Annotated in this window: 21 protein-coding genes; 6 read left to right on the top strand and 15 right to left on the bottom strand. The window is 68.4% G+C overall.

What is annotated here, in order from left to right:
- Positions 1–19: 19 nt before the first annotated feature.
- The 5 genes from CFP71_RS33250 to CFP71_RS33230 form a co-directional block, all read right to left on the bottom strand.
- Positions 20–628: a hypothetical protein gene (locus CFP71_RS33250; protein WP_093937893.1), complete on the bottom strand. Its 609-nt coding sequence runs from the start codon at positions 626–628 to the stop codon at positions 20–22.
- 42 nt (positions 629–670) lie between these two features.
- A complete protein-coding gene (locus tag CFP71_RS33245) occupies positions 671–1141 on the bottom strand; it encodes a hypothetical protein (RefSeq protein WP_167406357.1) in 471 nt (156 codons plus the stop codon).
- 35 nt (positions 1142–1176) lie between these two features.
- A complete protein-coding gene (locus tag CFP71_RS33240; RefSeq protein ID WP_093937891.1) occupies positions 1177–1734 on the bottom strand; it encodes a hypothetical protein in 558 nt (185 codons plus the stop codon).
- Positions 1735–1886: 152 nt separating this feature from the next.
- Positions 1887–3278, bottom strand: coding sequence for a hypothetical protein (locus tag CFP71_RS33235; RefSeq protein WP_093937890.1), 1392 nt, complete (start codon positions 3276–3278; stop codon positions 1887–1889).
- A 233-nt stretch (positions 3279–3511) separates the two neighbouring features.
- Positions 3512–4882 (bottom strand): cystathionine beta-synthase, encoded by a 1371-nt coding sequence (locus CFP71_RS33230; protein WP_093937889.1) that lies wholly within the window; start codon positions 4880–4882, stop codon positions 3512–3514.
- Positions 4883–5063: 181 nt separating this feature from the next.
- Here CFP71_RS33230 and CFP71_RS33225 point away from each other — a divergent pair, with 181 nt between their 5' ends.
- Positions 5064–6284 carry an acetyl-CoA C-acetyltransferase gene (locus CFP71_RS33225; RefSeq protein ID WP_093937888.1) on the top strand — a complete coding sequence of 407 codons (1221 nt, stop codon included), beginning with the start codon at positions 5064–5066 and terminating at the stop codon, positions 6282–6284.
- A gap of 103 nt (positions 6285–6387) precedes the next feature.
- Here the strand turns inward: CFP71_RS33225 and CFP71_RS33220 are convergent, their stop codons facing one another.
- From CFP71_RS33220 to CFP71_RS33200, 5 genes are all read right to left on the bottom strand, one after another.
- Positions 6388–7920, bottom strand: coding sequence for a DHA2 family efflux MFS transporter permease subunit (locus tag CFP71_RS33220; protein WP_093937887.1), 1533 nt, complete (start codon positions 7918–7920; stop codon positions 6388–6390).
- Positions 7921–8143: 223 nt separating this feature from the next.
- Entirely contained in the window at positions 8144–9412 is a 1269-nt protein-coding gene (locus tag CFP71_RS33215; RefSeq protein ID WP_093937913.1) for a YeeE/YedE family protein, read from the bottom strand.
- Positions 9413–9633: 221 nt separating this feature from the next.
- A complete protein-coding gene (locus CFP71_RS33210) occupies positions 9634–10194 on the bottom strand; it encodes an LppU/SCO3897 family protein (protein ID WP_093937886.1) in 561 nt (186 codons plus the stop codon).
- Between the two features lie 144 nt (positions 10195–10338).
- Positions 10339–10872: an LppU/SCO3897 family protein gene (locus tag CFP71_RS33205; RefSeq protein WP_093937885.1), complete on the bottom strand. Its 534-nt coding sequence runs from the start codon at positions 10870–10872 to the stop codon at positions 10339–10341.
- Positions 10873–10945: 73 nt separating this feature from the next.
- A complete protein-coding gene (locus CFP71_RS33200; protein ID WP_093937884.1) occupies positions 10946–11782 on the bottom strand; it encodes a Bax inhibitor-1/YccA family protein in 837 nt (278 codons plus the stop codon).
- 313 nt (positions 11783–12095) lie between these two features.
- On the opposite strand from CFP71_RS33200, the gene CFP71_RS33195 reads away from it, so the two are divergent.
- The 4 genes from CFP71_RS33195 (at position 12096) to CFP71_RS33180 (ending at position 17612) form a co-directional block, all read left to right on the top strand.
- Positions 12096–13565, top strand: coding sequence for a SpaA isopeptide-forming pilin-related protein (locus CFP71_RS33195; protein WP_093937883.1), 1470 nt, complete (start codon positions 12096–12098; stop codon positions 13563–13565).
- 13 nt (positions 13566–13578) lie between these two features.
- Positions 13579–14262, top strand: coding sequence for a class F sortase (locus tag CFP71_RS33190; protein WP_093937882.1), 684 nt, complete (start codon positions 13579–13581; stop codon positions 14260–14262).
- Between the two features lie 100 nt (positions 14263–14362).
- Positions 14363–16354, top strand: coding sequence for an SDR family oxidoreductase (locus CFP71_RS33185; protein ID WP_093937881.1), 1992 nt, complete (start codon positions 14363–14365; stop codon positions 16352–16354).
- A 118-nt stretch (positions 16355–16472) separates the two neighbouring features.
- Complete coding sequence (locus CFP71_RS33180) at positions 16473–17612, top strand: coiled-coil domain-containing protein (protein ID WP_093937880.1); 1140 nt, start codon at positions 16473–16475, stop codon at positions 17610–17612.
- Between the two features lie 85 nt (positions 17613–17697).
- Here the strand turns inward: CFP71_RS33180 and CFP71_RS33175 are convergent, their stop codons facing one another.
- On the bottom strand, positions 17698–19023 hold the full coding sequence (locus CFP71_RS33175) for an amidase (RefSeq protein ID WP_093937879.1): 1326 nt from the start codon (positions 19021–19023) through the stop codon (positions 17698–17700).
- Between the two features lie 28 nt (positions 19024–19051).
- Positions 19052–20146, bottom strand: coding sequence for an alkene reductase (locus CFP71_RS33170; RefSeq protein WP_093937878.1), 1095 nt, complete (start codon positions 20144–20146; stop codon positions 19052–19054).
- Here CFP71_RS33170 and CFP71_RS33165 point away from each other — a divergent pair.
- Positions 20145–20627 carry a MerR family transcriptional regulator gene (locus tag CFP71_RS33165; RefSeq protein WP_093937877.1) on the top strand — a complete coding sequence of 161 codons (483 nt, stop codon included), beginning with the start codon at positions 20145–20147 and terminating at the stop codon, positions 20625–20627. The two genes, CFP71_RS33170 and CFP71_RS33165, sit on opposite strands and share 2 nt — an antisense overlap.
- Before the next feature lie 6 nt (positions 20628–20633).
- Here CFP71_RS33165 and CFP71_RS33160 read toward each other — a convergent pair whose 3' ends face one another.
- The 3 genes from CFP71_RS33160 to CFP71_RS33150 are packed head-to-tail and all read right to left on the bottom strand — an operon-like array spanning position 20634 to position 22080.
- Positions 20634–21209 (bottom strand): TIGR03086 family metal-binding protein, encoded by a 576-nt coding sequence (locus CFP71_RS33160; RefSeq protein ID WP_093937912.1) that lies wholly within the window; start codon positions 21207–21209, stop codon positions 20634–20636.
- Between the two features lie 5 nt (positions 21210–21214).
- Positions 21215–21700 (bottom strand): SRPBCC family protein, encoded by a 486-nt coding sequence (locus CFP71_RS33155; RefSeq protein WP_093937876.1) that lies wholly within the window; start codon positions 21698–21700, stop codon positions 21215–21217.
- 29 nt (positions 21701–21729) lie between these two features.
- Positions 21730–22080, bottom strand: a complete 351-nt coding sequence (locus CFP71_RS33150; RefSeq protein ID WP_093937875.1) for an ArsR/SmtB family transcription factor — start codon at positions 22078–22080, stop codon at positions 21730–21732.
- Positions 22081–22206: the final 126 nt, after the last annotated feature.

Below are 22206 nucleotides of genomic sequence, written 5' to 3'. Positions count from 1 at the left end.
CCATCGTCTGGGATCGAACTCACCACTGGCCGGGTGGCGGGGCCTGCTGCTGGGGACCGGGAACCGGAGGAGGTCCGGCTGGTGGATACCCGGGCGGATATCCGAAGTTCGGCGGCATGGCGGTCGCGGGCTGCTTCTTGGCCGCGATCCAGCGCCCCGTCGGTGGGATCAGCGCGAGCACGAGGGTCGGGATCGCCGGTATCAGCACCAGGATGAGAAGCCAGCCGAAACCGAAGTGCAGGAGTACCCCGCTGTAGGAGAAGAAAAAGAACGAGCCGGTCGCCCGGAACACGAAGGCCAGTGCCACGCAGACGAGCGCGATCCCGGCTCCGATCACGGTGAGTATCCGTCCGGCGCCTTTGCCCAGAAGCAGCAGGATCCCGCCGCTCAGGAGCAAGGCCGCGGTGACGAAGTCGAGCACCGCGCCGATGACGAGGAAATCGACGGTGAAATCGACGAGCTCGATGACGTGGAAGGCGACTCCGGCGAGGAACCAGAGCCCACCGAGGATCGCGAAGATCCCGGCGATCATCCCGGTGGCACCGCTCGGTCGCCGTGCCGTTCCCGGCGGCGGATAAGCACCGGGTGGCGGATATCCACCCTGCGGCGGGTACTGCTGAAACGTCATCGCTCCCCCTGTCGAACTCTTCGGCTCATCCTGTCAGCCCGGCTACCAGCCGGGAAGCCGATCCTGCTTCGAAGGCTCTTCCTCGGGGCCCCGCCGTCCTTCGAGCCAATCCGAAGTCGACCGGACCACCGAGAGCACCAAGGCTGCGACGGCCATCCCGAACAACAGGAAGGTGGCGAAGTCGCTCGTGATCAACGGTTCCCCGTCCACCTCGGCGAAGAAATAGGGCCGGATGTCGCCGTTCGCGAGGACGGAGGCCGCCAGCGCGAGCGCCGCCCCGACGACCACGAGGGTGCGGCCGAGGAACTTCCGCATGAGCAGCAGGACACCGCCCAGGAACAGGGTGGCCACGAGCAGCCCGTTCCAGGCGACCCCCACGAAATACCGCGGCTCCGGTTCGAAAACCGCGAGCTGCATGACGAAGGCTCCCGCTTCGGACAGGTACCGCATGCCGCACAGGAAGGCGAGGACGGCCGCGCCGATGGCGGTCCCCGAAGACTGATCAGTACTCATGAACTCCCCCAAGCCGAGCTGAAGGGTCCACGATCTCACCAACCGCGTGGCTGGGGAAGCTGATTCCGCGGCCGGTAGGGCTGCGCCGGCGTCGGCCGCCAGCGCAGGTACTTCAGCGTCGGCGGGATGACCGCGAAGATCAGCGTGAACGGGGCGACCACGAACAGGGCCACCCGCGCGATGGCGGCGAACGACTCGAACTCGAACTGCAGGCGGAAGTACAGACCGTAGGAAGCGTTGAACGCCAACGGTTCCAGCAGGACTGCGGCGATCACCATCAGCGAACCGAGCGTCAGCAGCACCGCTCCGGCGACCGAGCGGAAGAACGCCGACAGCGCCCCGATCAACAGGAGCAGCGCGGCCAGCAGGTACAGCCCCAGCGCGGTCAGCACGAGACCGGGCATGTCGCCGATGCTGAACCCGGGTGGCAGTTCGAGGAAGAAGTAGACCGGGAGGTACCCCGAGGTACCCGCGGCGATCAGCCCGAGGAACCCCGCGATGATCGCCGTCGCCCCGTTCGGCCGGGCCTGCGGCGGGTGATAGCCGAATCCGGGAGGGCCGGGCTGTCCGGGATATCCGTACGGACCGCTCACGTCGCCCCCATCGGCCGGTCTGGGTTAACGGCGCTCACCCTAGCCCGGTGAACCTGGCCGCGGCAGGTGAATCCGAAGACATCCGCGAAAACAGAACGCCCCCGGCCGACAGGCCGGGGGCGTTCCGGGAGAAACCGTTCAGTGGTGGCGAATCACCACTGCTGCGGGGGCTGACCGGGCTGCTGACCCGGCTGGCCGAATCCGCCGCTGGGCGGACCCTGCTGTCCGGGCTGCTGCCCGAAACCACCGGGCTGCTGCGGCTGGCCGAACCCACCCTGCGGCGGCTGACCCGGCTGCCCGAAACCACCGCTGGGCGGACCGGCCTGTCCGGGCTGCTGCCCGAAACCGCCGGGCTGGCCCTGCTGCGGGAAACCACCCGAAGGCGGGCCAGGCTGTCCGGGCTGTCCGTAGGGACCCGGCTGCGGCTGACCGTACGGACCGGGCTGCCCCGGCTGGCCGAAGCCACCCTGCGGCGGGCCGCCGAAACCGCCGGGCTGGCCGCCCTGCGGCGCGCCGAGCACCGAACCGCCACCGCCGAGACCGACGAACTGCGCGGTCGCCGGGATGAGACCCACCACGCCCACGATCACGATCAGGATGCCGAAGATCAGGTGCGGCAAGCCGATCCCGATGCTGGCGCCGCTCGGGACGCGGTCGCCCGAAGCGGTGGTGGCACCCAGGAGCAGGATGCCGAAGAGGAGCAGCAGCGCGCCGCCCGCGGTGACCGCGATCGGCACGATCTTCTTGATCGAGGCCGGGAGCTTGCCCGCCAGGGCGAGGCCGGCACCGGCCGCCGTCGCGATGAGCGAAGCGACCAGAAGCAGGATCACGTAGAGCCAGACGGTGCCGGGCGAAGCCAGGCCGAACTGGTCGAGAAGCTTGTTGACAGCCTCTTCGCCGAGCTTGGATGACTGGGCGTCGATGCCTTCGGAGTACTCGCTCGCGTCGCCGAAGTAGACGAAGCTGAAGATCAGCGCGAGCAGACCGAGAAGACCGACGAGGCCACCGGCGATGAAGCCGAACAGCGGGTTCCCGCCGCCACCACCGGCGGGAGCGGGGCTGTAGCCCTGCGGTCCGCCGAAACCGGGCTGCTGGCCGAATCCGCCCTGGGGCGGTCCGCCGAAGCCCTGCTGCGGCTGGCCGAAACCGGGCTGCGGCTGGCCCTGCGACGGGTCGAACCCACCCTGCGGGGGACCGCCGAAGCCCTGCTGCTGACCGAAACCGCCACCCTGCGCGCCGTAGGCACCGGCGGCGGGGTTGTCGGCCGCGCTCGGCGGCGGGGCGTACGGGATGGCGGGCGGCTGCGAACCAGGCGGCACGAGCTGGGTGGACTCGCTGGCGGGGGTCTCCCCGCCCGAGCTCACCGGCTGCACGACCTGCGTCGCGTTCGCGTCGCCGGAACCCGGCTGGACCGGCTGCACTACCTGCGTGGGCTCCGGCGTGTCGCCGAACCCGCCACCCTGGGGCTGCTCATAGGTGGGCTGCTGCCCGTACTGCGGTTGCCCGTAGTCGGGCTGGGCCGGCGGCTGGCCGGGCTGCACCACCTGGGTCGGTTCCGGGGAACCGAACGGGTTGTCTTGCTGCGGCTGAGGGCCACTCGGGGGTCCCTGCGGTGGCTGGGCGCCACCCCAAGGCTGATTCGGTGGCTGCGGAGCACTCATTTGGGTCTTGAACCCCCTTGACGAGGACATAAAAGTTCAACTCAACCGACACGCTATCGGATAGCCGGGTGGGCCGCTCGTAACGCCCCGGCCCGACCATCCGATGAAATGCTTCTTTACCGTCCCGCGAGAAACGCGAGCAGGTCGTGCCGGGTGACGACCCCCGCCGGTTTGCCGTCGACCAGCACCAACGCGCCGTCCGCGCCCGAGAGCGCGTTCATCGCCGAACTCACCTGTTCGCCGGCGCCGATGGTCGGCAGCGGCGGCGACATGTGCTGTTCGAGCCTGTCGGCCAGCTGCGCCTTGCCGGTGAAGAGCGCTTCGAGCAGATCGCGCTCGTTGACCGCGCCGACGACCTCGGCCGCCATGACCGGCGGTTCCGCGGAGACGACGGGCATCTGGCTGACGCCGAACTCGGAGAGGATCGCCACCGCTTCGGCGACGGTCTCGTTCGGGTGACTGTGCACCAGGCTGGGCAGCGAGCCGCTCTTCTTCATCAGGACGTCGCCGACGGTCGCGCCGCTGGAGTCCGGCGGCAGGAAGCCGTACGAAGACATCCAGCTGTCGTTGAACACCTTGGTGAGGTAGCCGCGGCCGCCGTCGGGCAGGAGCACGACGACGACGTCGTCCGGGCCGAGGCCCTCGGCGAGCTTGAGCGCGGCGGCGACGGCCATACCGCACGAGCCGCCGACGAGCAGTCCTTCTTCGAGCGCGAGGCGGCGGGTGATGTCGAAGGAGTGCGCGTCCGACACCGCGATGATCTGGTCGGCGACGTCCCGGTCGTAGGTCTCCGGCCAGAAGTCCTCACCGACGCCCTCGACCAAGTACGGCCGCCCGGTCCCGCCGGAGTACACCGAGCCCTCGGGGTCCGCGCCGATGACCTGGACGCGGCCGTCGCTGACCTCCTTGAGGTACTTGCCGGTGCCGGAGATGGTGCCGCCCGTGCCGACGCCCGCGACGAAATGCGTGATCTTGCCCTCGGTCTGGCGCCAGAGTTCCGGGCCGGTCGAGTGGTAGTGGCTGGCCGGGTTCTCCGGGTTGGCGTACTGGTTCGGCTTCCAGGCGCCCTCGATCTCGCGCACGAGGCGGTCGGAGACGTTGTAGTAGGAGTCCGGGTGCTCCGGCGCCACCGCCGTCGGGCAGACCACGACACGGGCGCCGTAGGCCTTGAGCACGTTGCGCTTGTCCTCGCTGACCTTGTCCGGGCAGACGAACACGCACTTGTATCCCTTGCGCTGCGCCACCATGGCGAGCCCGACACCGGTGTTGCCGGAGGTCGGTTCGACGATGGTGCCGCCGGGCTTCAGCTCGCCGGAGCGCTCCGCGGCTTCGATCATCCGCAGCGCGATGCGGTCCTTGACGCTGCCGCCGGGGTTGACGTACTCGACCTTGGCCAGGATGAGCGGCTGCAGCCCCTCGGCCAGTGCGTTCAGCTTGACCAGAGGGGTGTTGCCCACGAGGTCCACGATGTGCTCGACGTATTCCACGCTGACAGCCTAAACGCCGCAGGTCGCGATATGTCCACTCAACCGGCCGGGGCCACGGGTCATGTCGGAAAGAGTGGCGTGGATCGCGTTCGCCTTTGACCCGCACCTCCCTCCGGTGGAGGATGCGAGGTGAGCAACCGCTTAGCGCGTGTCTGGATCGAGAACAAGGGAGTGTCGTTCCATGCCCGAAGCCGTCATCGTCTCCACCGCCCGATCCCCGATCGGCCGCGCCGGCAAGGGATCGCTGGTGAGCATCCGCCCGGACGATCTCACCGCGCAGATGGTCCGCGCCGCGCTCGACAAGGTCCCCGAGCTCGACCCGACGCAGATCGAAGACCTCATGCTGGGCTGTGGTCTCCCCGGTGGCGAGCAGGGCTTCAACATGGGCCGCGCGGTCGCCGTCGAACTCGGCTACGACCACCTGCCCGGCTGCACGATCACGCGGTACTGCTCCTCCAGCCTCCAGACCACCCGCATGGCGCTGCACGCGATCAAGGCGGGCGAAGGCGACGTGTTCATCTCCGCCGGTGTCGAGACCGTTTCGCGCTTCGCCAACGGCAGCTCGGACTCCTGGCCGAACACGCACAACCCGCTGTTCGCCGACGCCGAGGCCCGCACCGCGCAGGTGGCGGCCGAGGGCGCCGACAGCTGGACCGACCCGCGCGAGAACGGCGTGCTTCCCGACGTCTACATCGCGATGGGCCAGACCGCCGAGAACCTGGCGCGGTTGAAGAACGTGTCCCGTGAGGAGATGGACGAGTTCGGCGTCCGTTCGCAGAACCTCGCCGAGAAGGCGATCGCGGACGGCTTCTGGGCCAACGACATCACCCCGGTGACCCTGCCGGACGGCACCGTGGTCTCGAAGGACGACGGCCCGCGCGCCGGTGTCACCCTCGAAGGCGTCTCCGGCCTCAAGCCGGTCTTCCGCCCCGACGGCCGGATCACCGCGGGCAACTGCTGCGCGCTCAACGACGGTGCCGCGGCGCTGATCGTCATGTCCGACACCAAGGCGAAGGAACTCGGCCTCACGCCGCTGGCCCGCGTCGTCTCGACCGGTGTTTCCGGGCTGTCGCCGGAGATCATGGGCTACGGCCCGGTCGAAGCGTCGAAGCGTGCCCTCGCGCGCGCCGGGATGTCGATCGGCGACATCGACCTCGTCGAGATCAACGAAGCGTTCGCCGCGCAGGTCATCCCGTCGTACAAGGACCTCGGGATCGACCTCGACAAGCTGAACGTCAACGGCGGCGCGATCGCCGTCGGCCACCCGTTCGGGATGACCGGCGCGCGGATCACCTCCACGCTGATCAACTCGCTGCGGCACCACGACAAGCAGTTCGGCCTCGAGACGATGTGCGTCGGCGGCGGCCAGGGCATGGCGATGGTGCTGGAGCGCCTCTCCTGACCTCCTGACCTCCTGACCTGCGAAAAGAGAGCAAGGGACCTTTGCTCACGTTCGTTAGCACGCTAACTGACGTGAGCAAAGGTCCCTTGCTACTTCCCCGGCCCTAGTGGGTCATGATCGGCGGGGCCGCGGCGACCTCACCGTCGACGCCCTCCGGCAGCGCCGGCTTGGTCTTCGGCAGGAACGCCGCCGGGATCAGGCACAGCGCGAGCAGGATCATCGACCACAGGAACGTCGTCGAGAACGAGTCCGCGGTCAGCCCCGAAGCCGCCTCGTGCGTCGCCGGGTTCATCACCGCGGCGGTCGCGGCCAGCTGCCCCTGCGCGGTCGGCACGCCGAACTTCCCGGCCAGCAGCGCCGCCAGGATGATCGACAGCACCGCGGCGCCGATCGCCCCCGCGGTCTGCTGCAGGATGTTCGTCGCTGTCGACGCCTTCGCCATGTCCTGCGGCTTGAGCGTCTGCAACGCGGCCGAGGTGATCGGCATCATCGTCGCGCCCATGCCGAGCCCCATCACGAACAGCGCCGAAAGCAGCAGCCAGTACGGCGTCGTCGCGGTGAGCTGGGTGAAGGCGATCAGCCCGGCGAGCATCAGCACGAGACCGGGCAGCACGATCTTCCGCGCGCCGATCTTGTCCGCGAACCGGCCCGCGATCGGCATGGTCAGCATCGCGCCGACCCCCTGCGGGGCGAGCAGAAGACCGGCGTTCATCGCCGATTCACCACGCGCCAGCACGAAATACGTCGGCAGGAGCAGCATCGCGCCGAAGAACGCGACGCAGAAGAAGGTCATCGTCACCATGGCGACGGTGAACGACCGGTTCTTGAACAACTTCAGGTCGAGCAGCGGGTTCGCGACGCGGTTCGCCCGGACCACGAACGCCACCAGCAACGCGATCCCGGCCAGCGCGGGCAGCCAGACGTCGACAGCGCCGACACCGCCCGCGGCCGGGATGTTCGAAACGCCGAAGATCAGCGCCGCCAGGCCCGGCGACACCATCAGCATGCCGATGAAGTCGAACCGCTCGCTGGGCTCCGGCCGGTCCTTCGGCAGCAGGCGCCAGGCCATCGCCATGGTGATCAGGCCGATCGGCACGTTGATGTAGAAGATCCAGCGCCAGCTCACCGCGTCGACCAGCCAGCCGCCGAGGATCGGGCCGCCGATCGGGCCGAGCAGCATCGGCACCCCGAGCACGCCCATCACGCGCCCGATCCGGTGCGGTCCGGCGGCCCTGGTCAGGATCGTCATTCCGGCGGGCATCAGCATGCCGCCGCCGAAGCCTTGCAGGACCCGGAAGATGATCAGCGATTCGACGTCCCAGGCCATTCCGGCGAGCATCGATCCGATCAGGAACAGCCCGATCGCGGTCATGTAGAGCCGCTTGGTGCCGAACCGGTCGGATGCCCAGCCGGTGACCGGGATGACCGTGGCCAGCGCCAGCATGTAACCGGTCGCGATCCACTGGATGGTGTCGAACGACGTCTGGAACTCGATGGTCAGTTTCTGGAGCGCGACGTTGACGACGGTCGTGTCGAGGATCGCCATGATCGCGCCGAGGATGACGACGCCGGCGACCTTGAGCACGCCCGCGTCGAGTTTGTCGCCGCCCGGTGCGGCCGGGCTTTGCGTTGACATGAAGAATCCGTCCCTGATGTTCAGTGGACGCGACAACCCCCGTGGTCGCGACTACGAAGTCGACGCCCGGCACGCGCCGGGCCTTCCCCAACCGAGCTTGTGCATTAATGCGCAAGCTCAGGCATGTAGCCGAGGGTAGCCGAACACAGGTTTTACATGCCAACTTTTTCCCCGTACGCGGGCCGAAAGGGCAAGCCCGCATACGGGATGTCACAAAGAGTGATCAGCAGACGCTGTCCGTTGGGGCCGGGTTGCCGAGCCCGAACAGCGGCCGCAGCTTGAGCCCGATCCAGGTGCCGCCGAGCGCGAAGACACCCCACAGCCAGCCGTGCAGGCTGCCGACCGAGATACCGCCGAGGTAGGCGCCGATGTTGCAGCCGCCCGCCATCCGCGCGCCGACACCCATCAGGATCCCGCCGAGCACGGCGGCGAGAGCCGTCCGCCACGGGATCGAGCTGTGGATCTTCCACGCGCCCGCCGCCGCGGCCGCGACCCCCGCGCCGATCATGATGCCGATGTCGGTGAGACTGTTCTTGTCCTTCCAGATCGGCCCGGCCAGCGAAGCCGCGTTCGCCTTGAGCCGCCAGAACTCCCAGGTTTCGGGGTGCAGGCCGAACACCTGAAGGATCTTGGCGCCCCACAGGCTGAACGCGCTCGTGACGCCCCAGATCCCGCCGGACACCAGGAACACCGCACCCGCGAGTACCCCGAGGACGACGGCGCCGACGAGGATCGGCCAGGAGCCGCGGTAGATCCGGGCGAAACCGCGCGCGGTCGGGACGACGTCGACCGGCGGCGGGTTACGGCGCTTCTGCACGAACCGGGTGCCCAGCACGATCGCGGCGAGGACGGCGATCGTGATCGCCCACGAACCGAACCAGCCGACGTGGTCGGCGAGCAGGATCCCCTTGAACTCGGGCCAGCCCGAAAGCAGCGGATACGCCCACGTGTAGAGGACGGAGCCGGTGATGAACCCGCCGAGGGTCAGCACGATCGTCGACTGCCCGGAACCGACCGCGAACAACGTTCCCGAAGCGCACGCGCCGCCCAGCTGCATACCGATGGCGAAGATCGTCGCGCCGACGAACAGCGCGAGCCCCAGCCCTCCCGCGGTCGGGTTCGGTTTGCTGCCGAAGAGGCCGGATCCCGTGCCGACGATCAGCGCGATCAACGTCGCGGCCGTGCCGAGCAGCAGCGTGTGCGCCCGCAGGCCCTGACCGTTTCCGACCGCGATCAGCTGGCGCCAGGCCGAGGTGAACCCGAATCGGGAGTGGAAAAGCGCGAGGCCGAGCAGCAGGCCGAGGACGAGCAGGACACCGAACTTCGCCCCGTGCGCCGCCCAGACGTACCAGGTCAGTCCGACCGCGAGGGCACCCGCGACCGCGAGCGGAACGATCTTGACCGGCTCCTCCGGTCGCGGGACCGGGGCGGCGCAGGAGGTCGGGAAGTCGAGGAGCTTCTTCTCACCGGCTTGGGTTTCCGTCGTCGCCACCAGGGACTCCAGATCGATCGGCGGGTTGGGGACGAGCAACGTTAGGACCGGTGACCGTCCGGTCGCAGCCCGTCCCACACTGTGCGACGAACGGCGGCTCGCACACGGCCGGATGGCGGCGGCGATACCAAAGGTCCCTTGCTCCCCCGATGCGCGTGAAGGCCCCCTTCCCTCGGCTGAGCAGAGGGAAGGGGGCCTTCACGCGCTTGAACTCGGGCTGGCTACGCCGTCTTGAAGCAGAGCGTCGTCGGCGGCGTCGAGTACGTCGCCGCACCCGTGGCTTCGGTGCCCTCACAGGACGCCTTGTCCGCGACACCGGCGACCTTCACCACCTCCGCGTCCTTGGCGGGGTCGGTGCAGGACACCTTCTGGTAGCCGGCGGTGTCCGACTTGAGGCCCTTGAGGCAGTCGCCCTGTTTGACGTTGATGACCAGGCACAGCTTGTACGACATCCGGCCGGTCATCGAGATGGTGTCGTAGTCACCTTCCGGGCAGGACTCGTCGCCGGCCACGCGGGCGCCGATCTTGACGTTCGCCTCCGGCGCCCCGCAATCGATCTTCTTCGGGTCGTCGGCCTTCCGCGAGAACTCGGTCACGCTCAAGCAGTCACCGGCCTGGGCACTGCCCGTCCCGGTGAAGTGGTTGAAGAGGAACAGGCCGCCGCCGATCACGACGACGAGCACCGGAACGGCGAAGCGCAGCCAACCGATCTTGGAGCGCTTGGGCGCCGTCGGCTGACCGCCGGGCGGCGGACCGAAAGCGTCGGGCTGTCCAACCGGCATTTGGCCCCCAGGGGCCGGCTGGGAAGTGGTCACCGAGAAACCTCACAGGTGTAAAGAGGAATGAGAACCCCGGTATCAAACACTGAACGTGATCAACCCCATAAACCGACCCCCCAAACGGGTGAAAGCCCCTGGTCGAGGTCGCTATTTGGTGCTCTTGACGCAGACCGTCGAAGGCGGCGTCGAGTAGCTCTTGAGATGGGTCGCCTCGGTGTCATCACAGGTCGCGACACTGTCGACGACCTTCACGACCTCCGCGTCCTTCGTCGGCTCCGAGCAGGCGACCTTTTGATAAGCCACGCTGTCGGCCAGGAAGTTCTCGAGGCAGTCGCCCTGCTTCGCGTTGATCATCATGCAGAGCTTGTACGACGCGAACGTCTTGTCGACGACGAGCTGGTCGTACTCGCCCGCCGGGCACGCGCCGCCGGCGTCGACTTTCGCCCCGGCCTTCGCGTTGGCCTCGTTCGAACCGCAGTCCGCCTTGGCCGGATCGGCGTCGACGTCGCCGAACGTGGTGATCGCGTAGCAGTCGCCCACCTGGACGTCGTCGGTGTTCGAGAGGTACCCGACGATCCACGACGACGCGCTGAGCACCACGATCGCGACCGGCACCAGGATGCCCACCCAGAACCACTTGGATCGCCTCGGCCTGGCGGGTTCGCCACTGTGCTCGGTCATGGGGTCAGAGTATTCACGGGAACGGAAAAGGGCGCCCCGATCGCTCGGAGCGCCCTTCCGTGGAGAACCCGCGTCAATCGTTTTGGAAATACGACAGCAGTCGCAGGATCTCGAGGTACAGCCAGACCAGCGTGGTCATCAGGCCGAAGGCGGCGAACCACGCCCACTTCGACGGCATGCCTTCGCGGATCATCCGGTCGGCCTGGTCGAAGTCGAGCAGGAAGCTGAACGCCGCGACACCGATCACCACGAGGCTGAAGATGATCGCGATCGGCCCGCCGTCACGCAGCGGGTTGAAGCCGAAGAAGCTGGTGATGAGGTTGACCAGCATCAGGATCGCGACACCGACGACGGCGCCGATGATCCACTTGGTCAGCTTCGGGGTGACCTTGACCGCCCCGGTCTTGTAGACGACCAGCATCGCGATGAACACACCCGCGGTACCGATGATCGCCTGGATCGCGATGCCCGGGTAGAGCAGTTCGAACAGACCGCTGATCGCACCGAGGAAGACACCCTCGGCAGCCGAGTACGCGAGCGTGAGCGGGCCGCTCGGCTTCTGCTTGAAGATGATGACGAGCGAGATCACGAGGCCGACGATCATGCCGCCGACGAGCGCGCCGATCACGGCGCCCGGGATGGCGGTGACCTTGCCCGAAGCCGAGGTCGAGATCTGGCTGATGGCCCAGATCGCGGTGAGCACACCGGTCACCAGCGCGGTGCCGAGGCTCAGCGCCGTCTTGATGACGACGTCGTCAACGGTCATCGGACGGTCGTCGGCACCGGCGGAGGTCTGCGGAGGGCCGTAGCCGGGCACGCCGCCCTGGGGTTGGTTGAAGCCTACGTTGGGTCCGTACTGCGCCGCGCCACGCGGCAGGTTCCGGAACGCCGGGTTGCTACTGGATCGCACCTGATCCTCCTGGATCTACTGGCACCTGCATCGGGTTCAACGACCGCGGGGGCCGCCCGGTTCCCGTCGAAGTAAAGACGACTTTACTCACATTCGACCCGGAGCCCATCCCCCACACCGTATGCGGCGGAGATCACGACCGTTCACCGATACCCCACCTGATGACCTATTGCCAAAACCGCTGCTCACAGGACACCCTGCACGTTGCGTGTTCGGATACTCACCGAAGGCGTGTCGGGGAACCTATCGATCGTGTGACCTGCGTCAACGTAAATGCGTCGGGGCAGAGCACGGCCAAAGGAGTCAACACACCATGGGGTGGACCACACGCCCGAGCGTGCGTTCGCGCGCCTTGACCAGCCTGATCGCGACGTGCCTGCTCGGCGCGCTGTCCGCCACCGTCGCGGCGACACCTGCTTCGGCGGCCAAGGAGGAGGGCGTCGGCTACCAGGTCACGCCCGGCCAGACCGTCGACAGCAAGCCCAGAGAACGGGACTGGCTCGGCTCGTACGTCGTCAACGGCAAGCACGTGTTCTGCGTCTCCTTCCAGCTCAAGGCGCCGGACACGAACGAGAAGTACCAGCCCGGTGACGAACTCCTCGACAAGTGGGGCGCGAAGCTTCCCGAGGACACCGCCGCCAACATCTCCTACCTGCTGCTGCGCTACGGCGGCACCAAGGACAACGCCGAAGCCGCGGCGCTCGCGCACCTGCTGCACTCGTGGACTTCGAAGCCGCGCTCCGACGAGGACCTCAAGCCGAACCTTCCTCCGGAGAAGATCGGCTACGACGTCAAAAGCCACCTCGGCAAGCTGCAGGCGCAGCATTCCGACGCCGCCGCGGCCGTCGAGAAGCTGACCAAGGACGCCGAGGCCAACCGGGGTCCGTGGACCACCGCGATCGCGCCGCCGAAGGAAGACCAGCACATCGGCACCGCGGGCGAGTGGACGATCAGCGTCAAGAACGCCAAGGGCAAGGGCGTCTCCGGGGTGCCCGTGCGGCTCACGCCGTCGAACGCGACCGTCGAGGACGGCGAGGCCACGAAGGCCGCGTCGACCTCGAACGCCAAGGCCGAGAAAGCCACCACGGTGAAGACGGGCGAGGACGGCACCGTCACGGTCAAGGTCACGCCGACCGGTGACCAGCCGAAGCTGTCCAGCGCCCTTTCGGCACCCGCGGACCGGCCGTACGTGCAGTTCCCGGTCGAGACCGGGGTGCAGAAGGTCGTCTCGACCGGTGGCGAGAAGGAACTGAAGGCACAGGGTGTCGCGGTCGTCTCGAAGCCGGGCAAGGTCCAGGTGACCAAGGTCGACGCGAAGACCGGCAAGGGCATCGCGGGCGCCGCGCTGCGGATCACCGCCAAGGACAAGACAGCCGCCGCTCTCGGCCAGGACGGCAAGCCGCTCAACGGCGCCGACGGCAAGCCCGCCGTCGTCACCACCGAGGGTGAGAACGGGACGGTCACCGTCGAGAATCTGCGGAGCCCGCAGGAGATCTGCGTGGTCGAGGTCAACGCGCCGCCGGGCTACACCAACGCGTTCGACCCGAAGAATCCGCCGTCCGCCTGCGGTGAGGTCAAGCCGGGTGAGACGCTGGCGCTCAAGGTCGCCAACACGCCCAACGAGGTACCGCGCACCATCCCCGCCGGTGACCGGCCGGTGGCGATGATGCAGGGCACCGTCGAGAACACGGCGTCGACCGCCGGGATCCTCGGCGTCGGCGCGCTCGCGCTGCTCGGTTCGGTGATGGTGGGCGTGGCCGCGCGGCGGTCCTCGCGACGCTAAAGAGGTTTCGGGAATGTCATTACGACGTGGGTTCGCGCTGGGAGCCGTCACGGTCCTGTGCGCGGACCTCGTCGCGGCCTTGCTCATCTGGCCGCCGACGACCGTGGTGACGGGGACGGCTCAGGCCGTCTCCGTCTCCGTCGCGGGCGGTGCCCCGGCGGCGCCCGCCCAGCAGGAGGTGCCGCCTCCGCCGGAAATCGTCCCCACGACACCGCCCTCGGCTCCGCCGCCTTCGAAGGAACCCGAGGCCCCGAAACCGCAGGGGCCGGGGACGATCCGGCTGCCAGCCGGCGGGGGCGCGAAGCTGATCCGCAAGGAGCTCGGGCCGGGCGCGGAGCTTCCGGTGCCGGAGAACCTCGGCGAGGTGACCTGGTGGGGCGCCGAGCTGAGTTCGGCGACCGGGGCGAGCGTCTTCGCCGGGCACGTGAACTGGAAGGGCGCGACGGGTCCGTTCGCGGAACTGTGGACCGAGCGGATCGGCGGCGCCGTCACCGTGGTCGACAAGGCCGGGAAGTCCTGGCGGTACAAGGTTTCCCAGTTGATCACGCTGAAGAAGAACGAACTGCCGCAGCGCGCGGACGAGCTGTTCGGCCAGTCCGGTCCACATCGGATAGTCCTCGTCACCTGCGGCGGCCGCTGGGTCGGCGGAGAGACCGGCTACGCCGAGAACCGGGTCGTCATCGCCGACCCCGCCTAGTTACCCGTGAGTAACTTCACGGGACGCGACGGTGGTCCTCACCGTGATGATGCAGCACAATGCCTGTGGACGCGGGCGAGCACGGTGAAGGGTGAGGCGGATGGCGACTTTTCTGGTGACCGGGGCGACCGGACTGATCGGGCGCCAGTTCACCCGGCTGCTGCTCGCCAGGGAGGACGTCGACAAGGTCGCGCTCGTCGTCCGAGCGTCCTCACGGGACAAACTCGCGAAACTCGTGAACGCCTGGCCGCATCCGGAGCGCGTCACCCTCGTCACCGGTGATCTCGGCGAGCCGCTGCTCGGCGTCGGTGAAGAAGACCGGGAGAAGCTTCGCGGTGTCGATCACGTCGTGCACCTCGCCGCCCTCTACGACCTCACCGCCGACGACGAAGCCAGCATCAAGGCCAACGTCGAAGGCACCGCGCAGGTGATCGCGCTCGCCGCCGACCTGAACGCGGGCTGCCTGCACCACGTGTCCTCGGTCGCCGTCGCCGGTGACCACGAGGGCATGTTCACCGAGGAGATGTTCGACGTCGGCCAGCGGCTCGTCACGCCGTACCACCGCACGAAGTTCGAGGCGGAGCGCCTCGTGCGCGAGCAGCACGACGTGCCGTGGCGGGTGTACCGGCCCGCGGTCGTCGTCGGGAACTCCGAAACCGGCGAGATGGACAAGATCGACGGCCCGTACTACCTGTTCCCCGCGATCAGCAGGCTGGCCGGGCTGCCCGACGTGCCGATCGTCGGCCCCGACCTCGGCGACACCAACGTCGTCCCGGTCGACTATGTCGCCGAGTCGCTGAACGCCCTGATCACCACCAAGGGCCTCGACGGTCGCGCGTTCCACCTGGTCAACCCCGAGCCTCAGCCGGTCGTCTCGGTCTACAACGCCTTCGCGAAAGCGGCGGGCGCGCCGACGATCTCCGTCCAGCTCAACGAACGCGTGTCCAAGGGCATCGTCAACCTGGTGAAGCTGAGCGAGCACATCCCCGGCTTCACGATCGCGCGCGACGCCGTGATGGAGCGGCTCGGCATCCCGCCGGTGCTGCTGGAGACCATGGCGTTCCCGTCGGTGTTCTCGTCGGCGTCGACGCGCAAGGCCCTCATCGGCTCGGGCGTCGAGGTGCCGCGGATCGAGGATTACGCGCCCACCCTGTGGCGCTACTGGCGTGAGCACCTGGACCCGTTCCGCGCCCGCAAGCACGGCCCGCGCGGCGAGCTGGACGGCCGCCGCGTGATCATCACCGGCGCGTCCTCGGGCATCGGACGGGCGACCGCGATCAAGGTCGCGGCCGCGGGTGGGGTGCCGCTGCTCGTGGCGCGGCGGCAGCACGAGCTCGAAGAGGTGCGGGACGAGATCATCGCCGCGGGCGGCACGGCGTCGGTGTACCCGGCCGACCTGACCGACGAGGAATCGGTGCACAAGGCCGTCGACGCCATGCTCGCCGAGCACGGCCGGATCGACATGCTCGTGAACAACGCCGGCCGGTCGATCCGGCGGTCGATCAAACTGTCGTACGACCGGTTCCACGACTACGAACGCGCGATGGCGATCAACTACTTCGGCGCGGTGCGGCTGATCCTCGCGGTCCTGCCGCATATGTCCGAGCGCAAATTCGGGCATGTCGTCAACGTCTCGTCGATCGGCGTGCAGGGAATCGCGCCGCGCTTTTCGGCGTACGCGGCGTCGAAGGCGGCTTTGGACTATTTCTCCCGGATCGCCGCGACCGAAACCCACGGTGACGGAATCACCTTCACGACCATCCACATGCCACTCGTGCGCACACCGATGATCCGGCCGACGAAGATCTACGACGCGTTCCCGACGAAATCCCCGGATCAGGCCGCGGACATGGTGATGAAGGCGCTGAAGGAGCGCCCGAAGCACATCGGCACGCCCGCCGGGCAAGCAATCGGGCTCGCTTACACGCTCACCCCAGGCCTCACGGATGCCGTGGCCTACCAAGGATTCCGCGTGTTCCCGGATTCCGCGGCCGCGGGTGGTGGCGGCGGACTCAAAATCGGCAAGGGTGAGCAGCATCTGTCCCGGGCGGCGATGGCCCTCGCCCGGCTCAGCCGCGGCTTCCATTGGTGACACTGCGCACACGGGTGGCGGCCGTTCAGGTGAGGGAACGCAGCTGAGAGCCGACACACGTCGGTGAATCACCAAGCCTGGCCACGGCGACGCCGGGTACGCAGGTACCGTCGTGGCCATGGTTCCCGAGCGAGACAACGGCCTGTTGCCCCTGCGGCGCGAATACACCCAGGCCTGGCATGGCTTCGACCGGAACGAAGTGCGCCAGTATCTGGATCATCTCGAAGCCCAGCTGCATCGCGTGATCACCGACCGCGACGCCGCGATCGCGCAGGCGACCTCGGCCACGCGCGAACTCGAAACCGTGCGCCACGAGGTGGCGAAGCTGAACGCCAGGATCGAGGAACTGAAGAAGCCACCGGAGCGGCTCGAAGACCTCGACGAGCGGATGCAGCGCACAGTCACGCTCGCGCAGGCGCGCGCGGAAGAGGTCACCAAGCGTGCCGAAGTCGCGGCCGAGAAGCACTGGGCGTCGTCGAGCGAAGCCTCGAAGAAGCTCCGTGAGCGCTACACGCGGCTCGTCGCCGAGCTGGACAAGCAGGCGGACGCGCTGCACTCGGAGCACGAGTCCGCGCTCGCCGAGACCCGGGCCGAGGTCCAGCGGCTGACCGTCGAGGCCGCCCAGCGCCGGGAACTGCTGGACAACGAGGCCGAACGCAAGCGCCGGAAGATCGAGCGCGAGTTCGATGCGACGATTTCGGCCCAGCGCGCTTCGCACGAGAAGCACATCGCCGACCAGCAGACGGCCAGCAAGAACCAGGCCGAACGCCGGATCGCGGAGGCCACCGCGGAGGCCAAGCGCCGCATCGACGAGGCGACGAGCGAGGCCAAGCGCCGGCTCGACGAGGCCACGACGACCGCCGCTCAGCGCACGACAGCCGCCCAGCGGAAGGTCGAGCGGCTGGCGGAGATCCGCGAGCAGGCCCGCAAGAGCCTGCTGCAAGCCGACGAGGTCCTGAAGGGAAGCGAAGCGATGCTCGCGGCGCTGCCCGAGGAGTCGGTGATCCCGCACGCTTCGAAGCTCGTCGGCGGCGACAGCAAGGCCGAGGAGACGAAGCCCGCGAGCAAGCCCGCCGAAGCGCCCGCGTCGAAGGCCGCCGCTCCGGCTCAGGCGCCCGCTTCGACGCCTGCCAAGCCCGCTCCCGCCAAGCCCGCTTCTTCGGCGCCTGCCGCCGCTGCGCCGAAGAACGGACAGAGCGAGCAGAACGGCCCCAAGGCCAACGGACAGAAGCCCTCACCGGCCAAAACCGGCTCCTGACCAGCGCGAAGTAGCAAGGGACCTTTGCTGTCACTCTCTTTTGGAGAGCGATAGCAAAGGTCCCTTGCTCTCTTTTCGACTCGGGTCAGGAGACGGTGGTGCGGGGCCAGGGATTGGCCGTTTCGAGCTGGGCGGCGAGGCCGAGGAGGAGCGCTTCCCCGCCGGGCGCGGCGACGAGCTGGACGCAGGCGGGGATGCCCGAAGGGTGCACGCCGACCGGCACCGACATCGCCGGATAGCCCGCGAGATTCCACAGACCGGCGAAACCTGCCACGCGCACCGACGGCAGCACGTTGGCGATCCACCGGCTTTCGTGCCACCTGCGGGCCTTGAGCGGGAGGGTCGCGATCACGGGTGTGACCAGGACGTCGTGGTCTGCGAAGAACTCTTCGGCGCGCTCCAGCCAGTGCTCTCGGGTGCTTTCCCGGACTCGTTTGGCCATCAGCCGCCCGAGCCGGACGTGCGTACGTGTGCGGGGCTGAAGTGCGGCGAGGTCGAACTCCGCCGCTTGTTCGGCCGGGCCCGCCACCCAGCGCGCGAGAAGGCCACCGATCGCACCGGCGTTGTACCGGGGTGTTCCGGGCGCGACGGTGTGCCCAGCCGCGCTGAACAGCTCGCCTGCCCGCGCGACGGCCCGGCTGAAAGCGCGTGGCAAGGGCGCCCTCGTCAACGGGACCTGAGTGGATAGGGCGATACGAGACCGCTTCGGCTCGATGAGGTCCGCCAGGCCGGGCTGTTCGGCGAGGACCGACATCAGCACGGCCGCGTCGGCGACGGTGGTCGTCATCGGACCGTGCGTGGACAGGCCGAACCAGCCGTCCTCCCCCGGTACGCGGACCACGCCCTTGCCGGGTTTGAGCCCGACGATGCCGCACATCGCGGACGGCAGCCGGATCGAGCCCAAGCCGTCCGTTCCGTGCGCGATGGGCACCAGCCCGGCCGCGACGGCCGCGGCACTCCCGCCCGACGAACCACCCGCAGCGTAGGACGGGTTGCGGGGGTTACGCGCCGTCCCGTCCGGATCGTCGCTCGACGGCCAGATGCACAGCTCCGGTACCCGGGTCAGGCCGACGATCACCGCGCCGGCCGCGCGCAGCCGCCGGGCTATCTCACCGTCCTCTGTGGACACCGTCGACGAACCCGCGCGCGACCCCCACGAGGCATACTCGCCCTCGACCGGCGCGACGTCCTTGACCGCGACCGGCACACCGGCCAACGGCAGGTCGGCCAAGTCCGCGCGTTCGGCGACGGCGGCGGCCTCGGCGAGCGCCTCCTCGGCCCTGACCCGGCGGAACGCACCGACCACTCCGTCCGCCGCCGCGATCCGGGCCAACGCCTCACGCGTCACCTCGACCGGGTCGAGTTCCTTGGCGCGCACAGCCGCCGCGATTTCCACTGCCGTCTTGACCATCCCCGCACTGTAGATCGGGCGGCGAAGATCAGCTGCGCGCCGAACAGGCGAACTTCGCCGGGTCCGGGTCGAACGCCGGGAAGTCGGTGTAGCCGTCGAGCCGAGCGCCGTAGTAGACGTCGTGGTCCGCTCGGGCGAGCGGGGCATCGAGCGCGAATCGGGTGGGCAGGTCCGGGTTCGCGATGAACAACCTGCCGAAGGCGACCACGTCGGCCAGCCCGGAGCCGATCAGGAGCTCACCCTCCTCCCGGGACGTCGGCTCCTCGGAACGCAGGTTCGCCACGAGGGTCCCAGGCCACAACGGCCGCAGGTAGGACAGCGCTTCGGTGTCGGGAGTGTCGATGACATGCAGGTACGCGAGCTCGTACCGGCGTAGTTCCGCGAGCAGTCGTGAGTACACCTCCTTTCCATCGTCTTCCACGATGTCGTTCTCCGGATTGCCCGGCGAAATCCGCAGAGCGACCTTGGCCGCGCCGACCTGTTCGACCACGGCCGCCACCACCTCGAGCGGGAAGGCGAGCCGCGCGGCGACGGAGCCGCCGTACCTGTCCTCTCTGCGGTTGGTGTTGCCGGCGAGGAACTGCTGGATCAGGTACCCGTTGGCACCGTGGAGTTCCACGCCGTCGAATCCCGCCTCGACAGCCCGGCGTGCCGCCCCGGCGAAGTCCCGGACGACCTCGCCGACCTCTTCCTCGCCGAGGGCGCGGGGCTCGACCGTGTCCGTCCAGCCTTCGGCAGAGAAGATCCGCCCGGCCTGCCGGACCGCCGATGGCGCCACCGGCGTCCGGCCCGTCACGCCGGGATGGGCGACCCTGCCCGCGTGCCAGAGCTGCGCGAAGATGCGGCCGCCTTTCTCGTGCACGGCCTCCGTCACTTGACGCCATGCCTCTGCATGCTGCGCTGTCACCAGCCCTGGGATCCCGGGGCCGCTCTTGCCGGCCTGGTCGATCCAGACACCTTCGCTCACGATCAAACCGGCGCTCGCGCGTTGCGCGTAGTACTCGGCCGTCATCGGATGTGGCACACCTGTCGTGTCATCGGCACGTCCCCTGGTCATCGGGGCCATCGCGATGCGGTTCGGCAGCTGGATCGCGGTGCCGCGGAATGCTTCGAGCAACCTCATGGACGCGAAGCTAAACCCTGACACCGGCGTCACGGTCAACCTCGGTTTCCGCGGCTACTGTGGACTCATGCGGATCGGCGAACTGGCGGAGCGGACAGGGGTGAGCGTCCGTTCGTTGCGGTACTACGAGACGGAAGGCCTGCTGCGTCCCGATCGACGCGGCAACGGCTACCGGACCTTCACCGAAGACGACATAGCCCGGGTTCTGCAGATCCAGCTCTTCTATTCGGCCGGGTTGTGCAGCGGCAAGATCGCGGAACTCCTTCCCTGTGTTTCCGGGGACCACACCCACTTGGTGCCTTCGCCGGGGATGACCGGCGAACTGGAGATCGCCAAGGCTCGGATCCAGAACCAGATCGCTTTGCTCACCACCTCTCTGTCGGTTCTGGAGCGTGTCCTGGCCGCGGCCAAAGGGACCGATACCGCCGAGGTACCGGTTCCTTCCCGGCCGGCCCGGCGGCACCGAGGGATCCACGTCTGACGCGGATCAGGCGTTCGGGTTTCGGCCCAGCAGCCCGAGCAGCCTGTCCTGCAAGGGCGCGTCTTCGGGCACCTTCACCTCGGGACCGAAGACGACGACGCCGGGCCCGAAAGCACCGGGGATCCTCATCTGCTCGGGGATCGCCTGGGCGCCGGGCCACATCCGGGCGACCTCGTCCGGATCGATCGTGTCGTCCTGACCGGTGGCACGGGCCAGGTCCCAGCCATGGACGACCATGTCGGCACTGACGACTTGGTCGATGTGCTGTTCGGCGGTCATCTTCCCCGCCGGTGTCTCGTGTTCCGTGGCCGCGAGCACCGGATCGGCGAGGACGGCTTCGACGTCGGCCCGAGCCGCCCGGAAGGCGCCGAGCGGATCTTCCTCGGTCGAAGGCGCCGGCCCCAGATCACGTCCGAAAGGGCGCAGCATCGCGCCGTGCATGTCGACGATGTGCCCGACGACATCCCTGGCGTTCCACTCCGCGCACGGCGACTTGCTCTCCCATTGCCCGGCTCCGACGGCGGCGACCTTGCGCTCGAAGGCGTCGGCCCGGACGCGATAACGGTTCGCGATGGCGTTCATCGAGCTCACGCCCTCGCCGGGACGGCCACGACCTCGGCCAGCCTGTCGAAGCCCTCGCCGACTCCCCGCTCCATCCCGGATTCGAGCACGGCGTCCCGGATCCTTTTCGAGCCGTACCGCACCACCTGGGTCAAGGTGGTGACTCCGCCGTGCTCGGTCAAGGTCAGAGTCGCCAAGGCATCGCCTTCCGAGGCCTCGCAGTCCTCGTTCGTCTCGAGGGAAACGAGCCTTTCCGGACGGCTGATCTCCTGGTAGACGCCCTGTAGCACCATCTCCCTCCCGCCGTTGTGAAGCAGCCGGTAACGCCATCTGCCGCCGACCCGCAGGTCGATCTCGCACTCGACGACTTCGCAGCCGTGCGGACCGAACCAGCGGCGTACCAGCTCCGGTTTGGTCCACGCGTCGAACACCAGCGTCCTCGGCGCGTCGAAGGACCTCGTCATGACGATCTCGAGATCGCCGGATTTCGTCACGCTGAGACTGCGTCCCATCGTGGTGCTCCTTTCCGATCGTGCGGTGGTCAGTCGGTCTCGCCCTGACTCTCCGGGTGTCGCAGTTCTCCTTCGAGGACGGCGTCCAGCTTCGAGAAGGCCCCGTCCCAGTAGCGGCGGTACCCGCCGAGCCATTCGGTGGCGTCTTTCAGCGGCTCGGCCACCAGCCGGCAGGGACGACGCTGGGCATCACGTCCCCTCGCCACCAGCCCGGCCCGCTCCAGCACCTTCAGATGCTTGGAGATGGCGGGCTGGCTCATCGCGAACGGCTCGGCCAGCTCCGTCACAGTGGCCTCGCCGTGCGCGAGCCGCGCGAGGATCGCGCGACGGGTGGGGTCGGCGAGCGCGGCGAAGGTGACGTCGAGCAGATCCTGTGTCACGGTCGCCCGCCTTTCAGTTCTCACGAGTTCGAGTTCTCACGTCCTACTCCAGCGGCACCCGTCGACGCCGTGGATAACCTTGCGGTTCCATAACCATGTGGTAATGTAGATCGCATCGGGTCGGCC

Source organism: Amycolatopsis thailandensis (genome assembly GCF_002234405.1).
Classification (GTDB): Bacteria; Actinomycetota; Actinomycetes; order Mycobacteriales; family Pseudonocardiaceae; genus Amycolatopsis; species Amycolatopsis thailandensis.
This window is presented reverse-complemented; position numbering and strand designations above follow the sequence as displayed.

Excerpts from the sequence above, each read along its gene's own strand:
- CFP71_RS33170 (WP_093937878.1), bottom strand. The coding sequence starts at position 20,146 with ATGAGGTTGCTCGAAGCATTCCGCGGCACCGCGATCCAGCTGCCGAAC.
- CFP71_RS33185 (WP_093937881.1), top strand. The coding sequence starts at position 14,363 with ATGGCGACTTTTCTGGTGACCGGGGCGACCGGACTGATCGGGCGCCAG.
- CFP71_RS33165 (WP_093937877.1), top strand. The coding sequence starts at position 20,145 with ATGGACGCGAAGCTAAACCCTGACACCGGCGTCACGGTCAACCTCGGT.
- CFP71_RS33160 (WP_093937912.1), bottom strand. The coding sequence starts at position 21,209 with ATGAACGCCATCGCGAACCGTTATCGCGTCCGGGCCGACGCCTTCGAG.
- CFP71_RS33155 (WP_093937876.1), bottom strand. The coding sequence starts at position 21,700 with ATGGGACGCAGTCTCAGCGTGACGAAATCCGGCGATCTCGAGATCGTC.
- CFP71_RS33190 (WP_093937882.1), top strand. The coding sequence starts at position 13,579 with ATGTCATTACGACGTGGGTTCGCGCTGGGAGCCGTCACGGTCCTGTGC.
- CFP71_RS33250 (WP_093937893.1), bottom strand. The coding sequence starts at position 628 with ATGACGTTTCAGCAGTACCCGCCGCAGGGTGGATATCCGCCACCCGGT.
- CFP71_RS33225 (WP_093937888.1), top strand. The coding sequence starts at position 5,064 with ATGCCCGAAGCCGTCATCGTCTCCACCGCCCGATCCCCGATCGGCCGC.
- CFP71_RS33220 (WP_093937887.1), bottom strand. The coding sequence starts at position 7,920 with ATGTCAACGCAAAGCCCGGCCGCACCGGGCGGCGACAAACTCGACGCG.
- CFP71_RS33245 (WP_167406357.1), bottom strand. The coding sequence starts at position 1,141 with ATGAGTACTGATCAGTCTTCGGGGACCGCCATCGGCGCGGCCGTCCTC.
- CFP71_RS33175 (WP_093937879.1), bottom strand. The coding sequence starts at position 19,023 with ATGGTCAAGACGGCAGTGGAAATCGCGGCGGCTGTGCGCGCCAAGGAA.
- CFP71_RS33195 (WP_093937883.1), top strand. The coding sequence starts at position 12,096 with ATGGGGTGGACCACACGCCCGAGCGTGCGTTCGCGCGCCTTGACCAGC.
- CFP71_RS33180 (WP_093937880.1), top strand. The coding sequence starts at position 16,473 with ATGGTTCCCGAGCGAGACAACGGCCTGTTGCCCCTGCGGCGCGAATAC.
- CFP71_RS33205 (WP_093937885.1), bottom strand. The coding sequence starts at position 10,872 with ATGACCGAGCACAGTGGCGAACCCGCCAGGCCGAGGCGATCCAAGTGG.
- CFP71_RS33210 (WP_093937886.1), bottom strand. The coding sequence starts at position 10,194 with ATGCCGGTTGGACAGCCCGACGCTTTCGGTCCGCCGCCCGGCGGTCAG.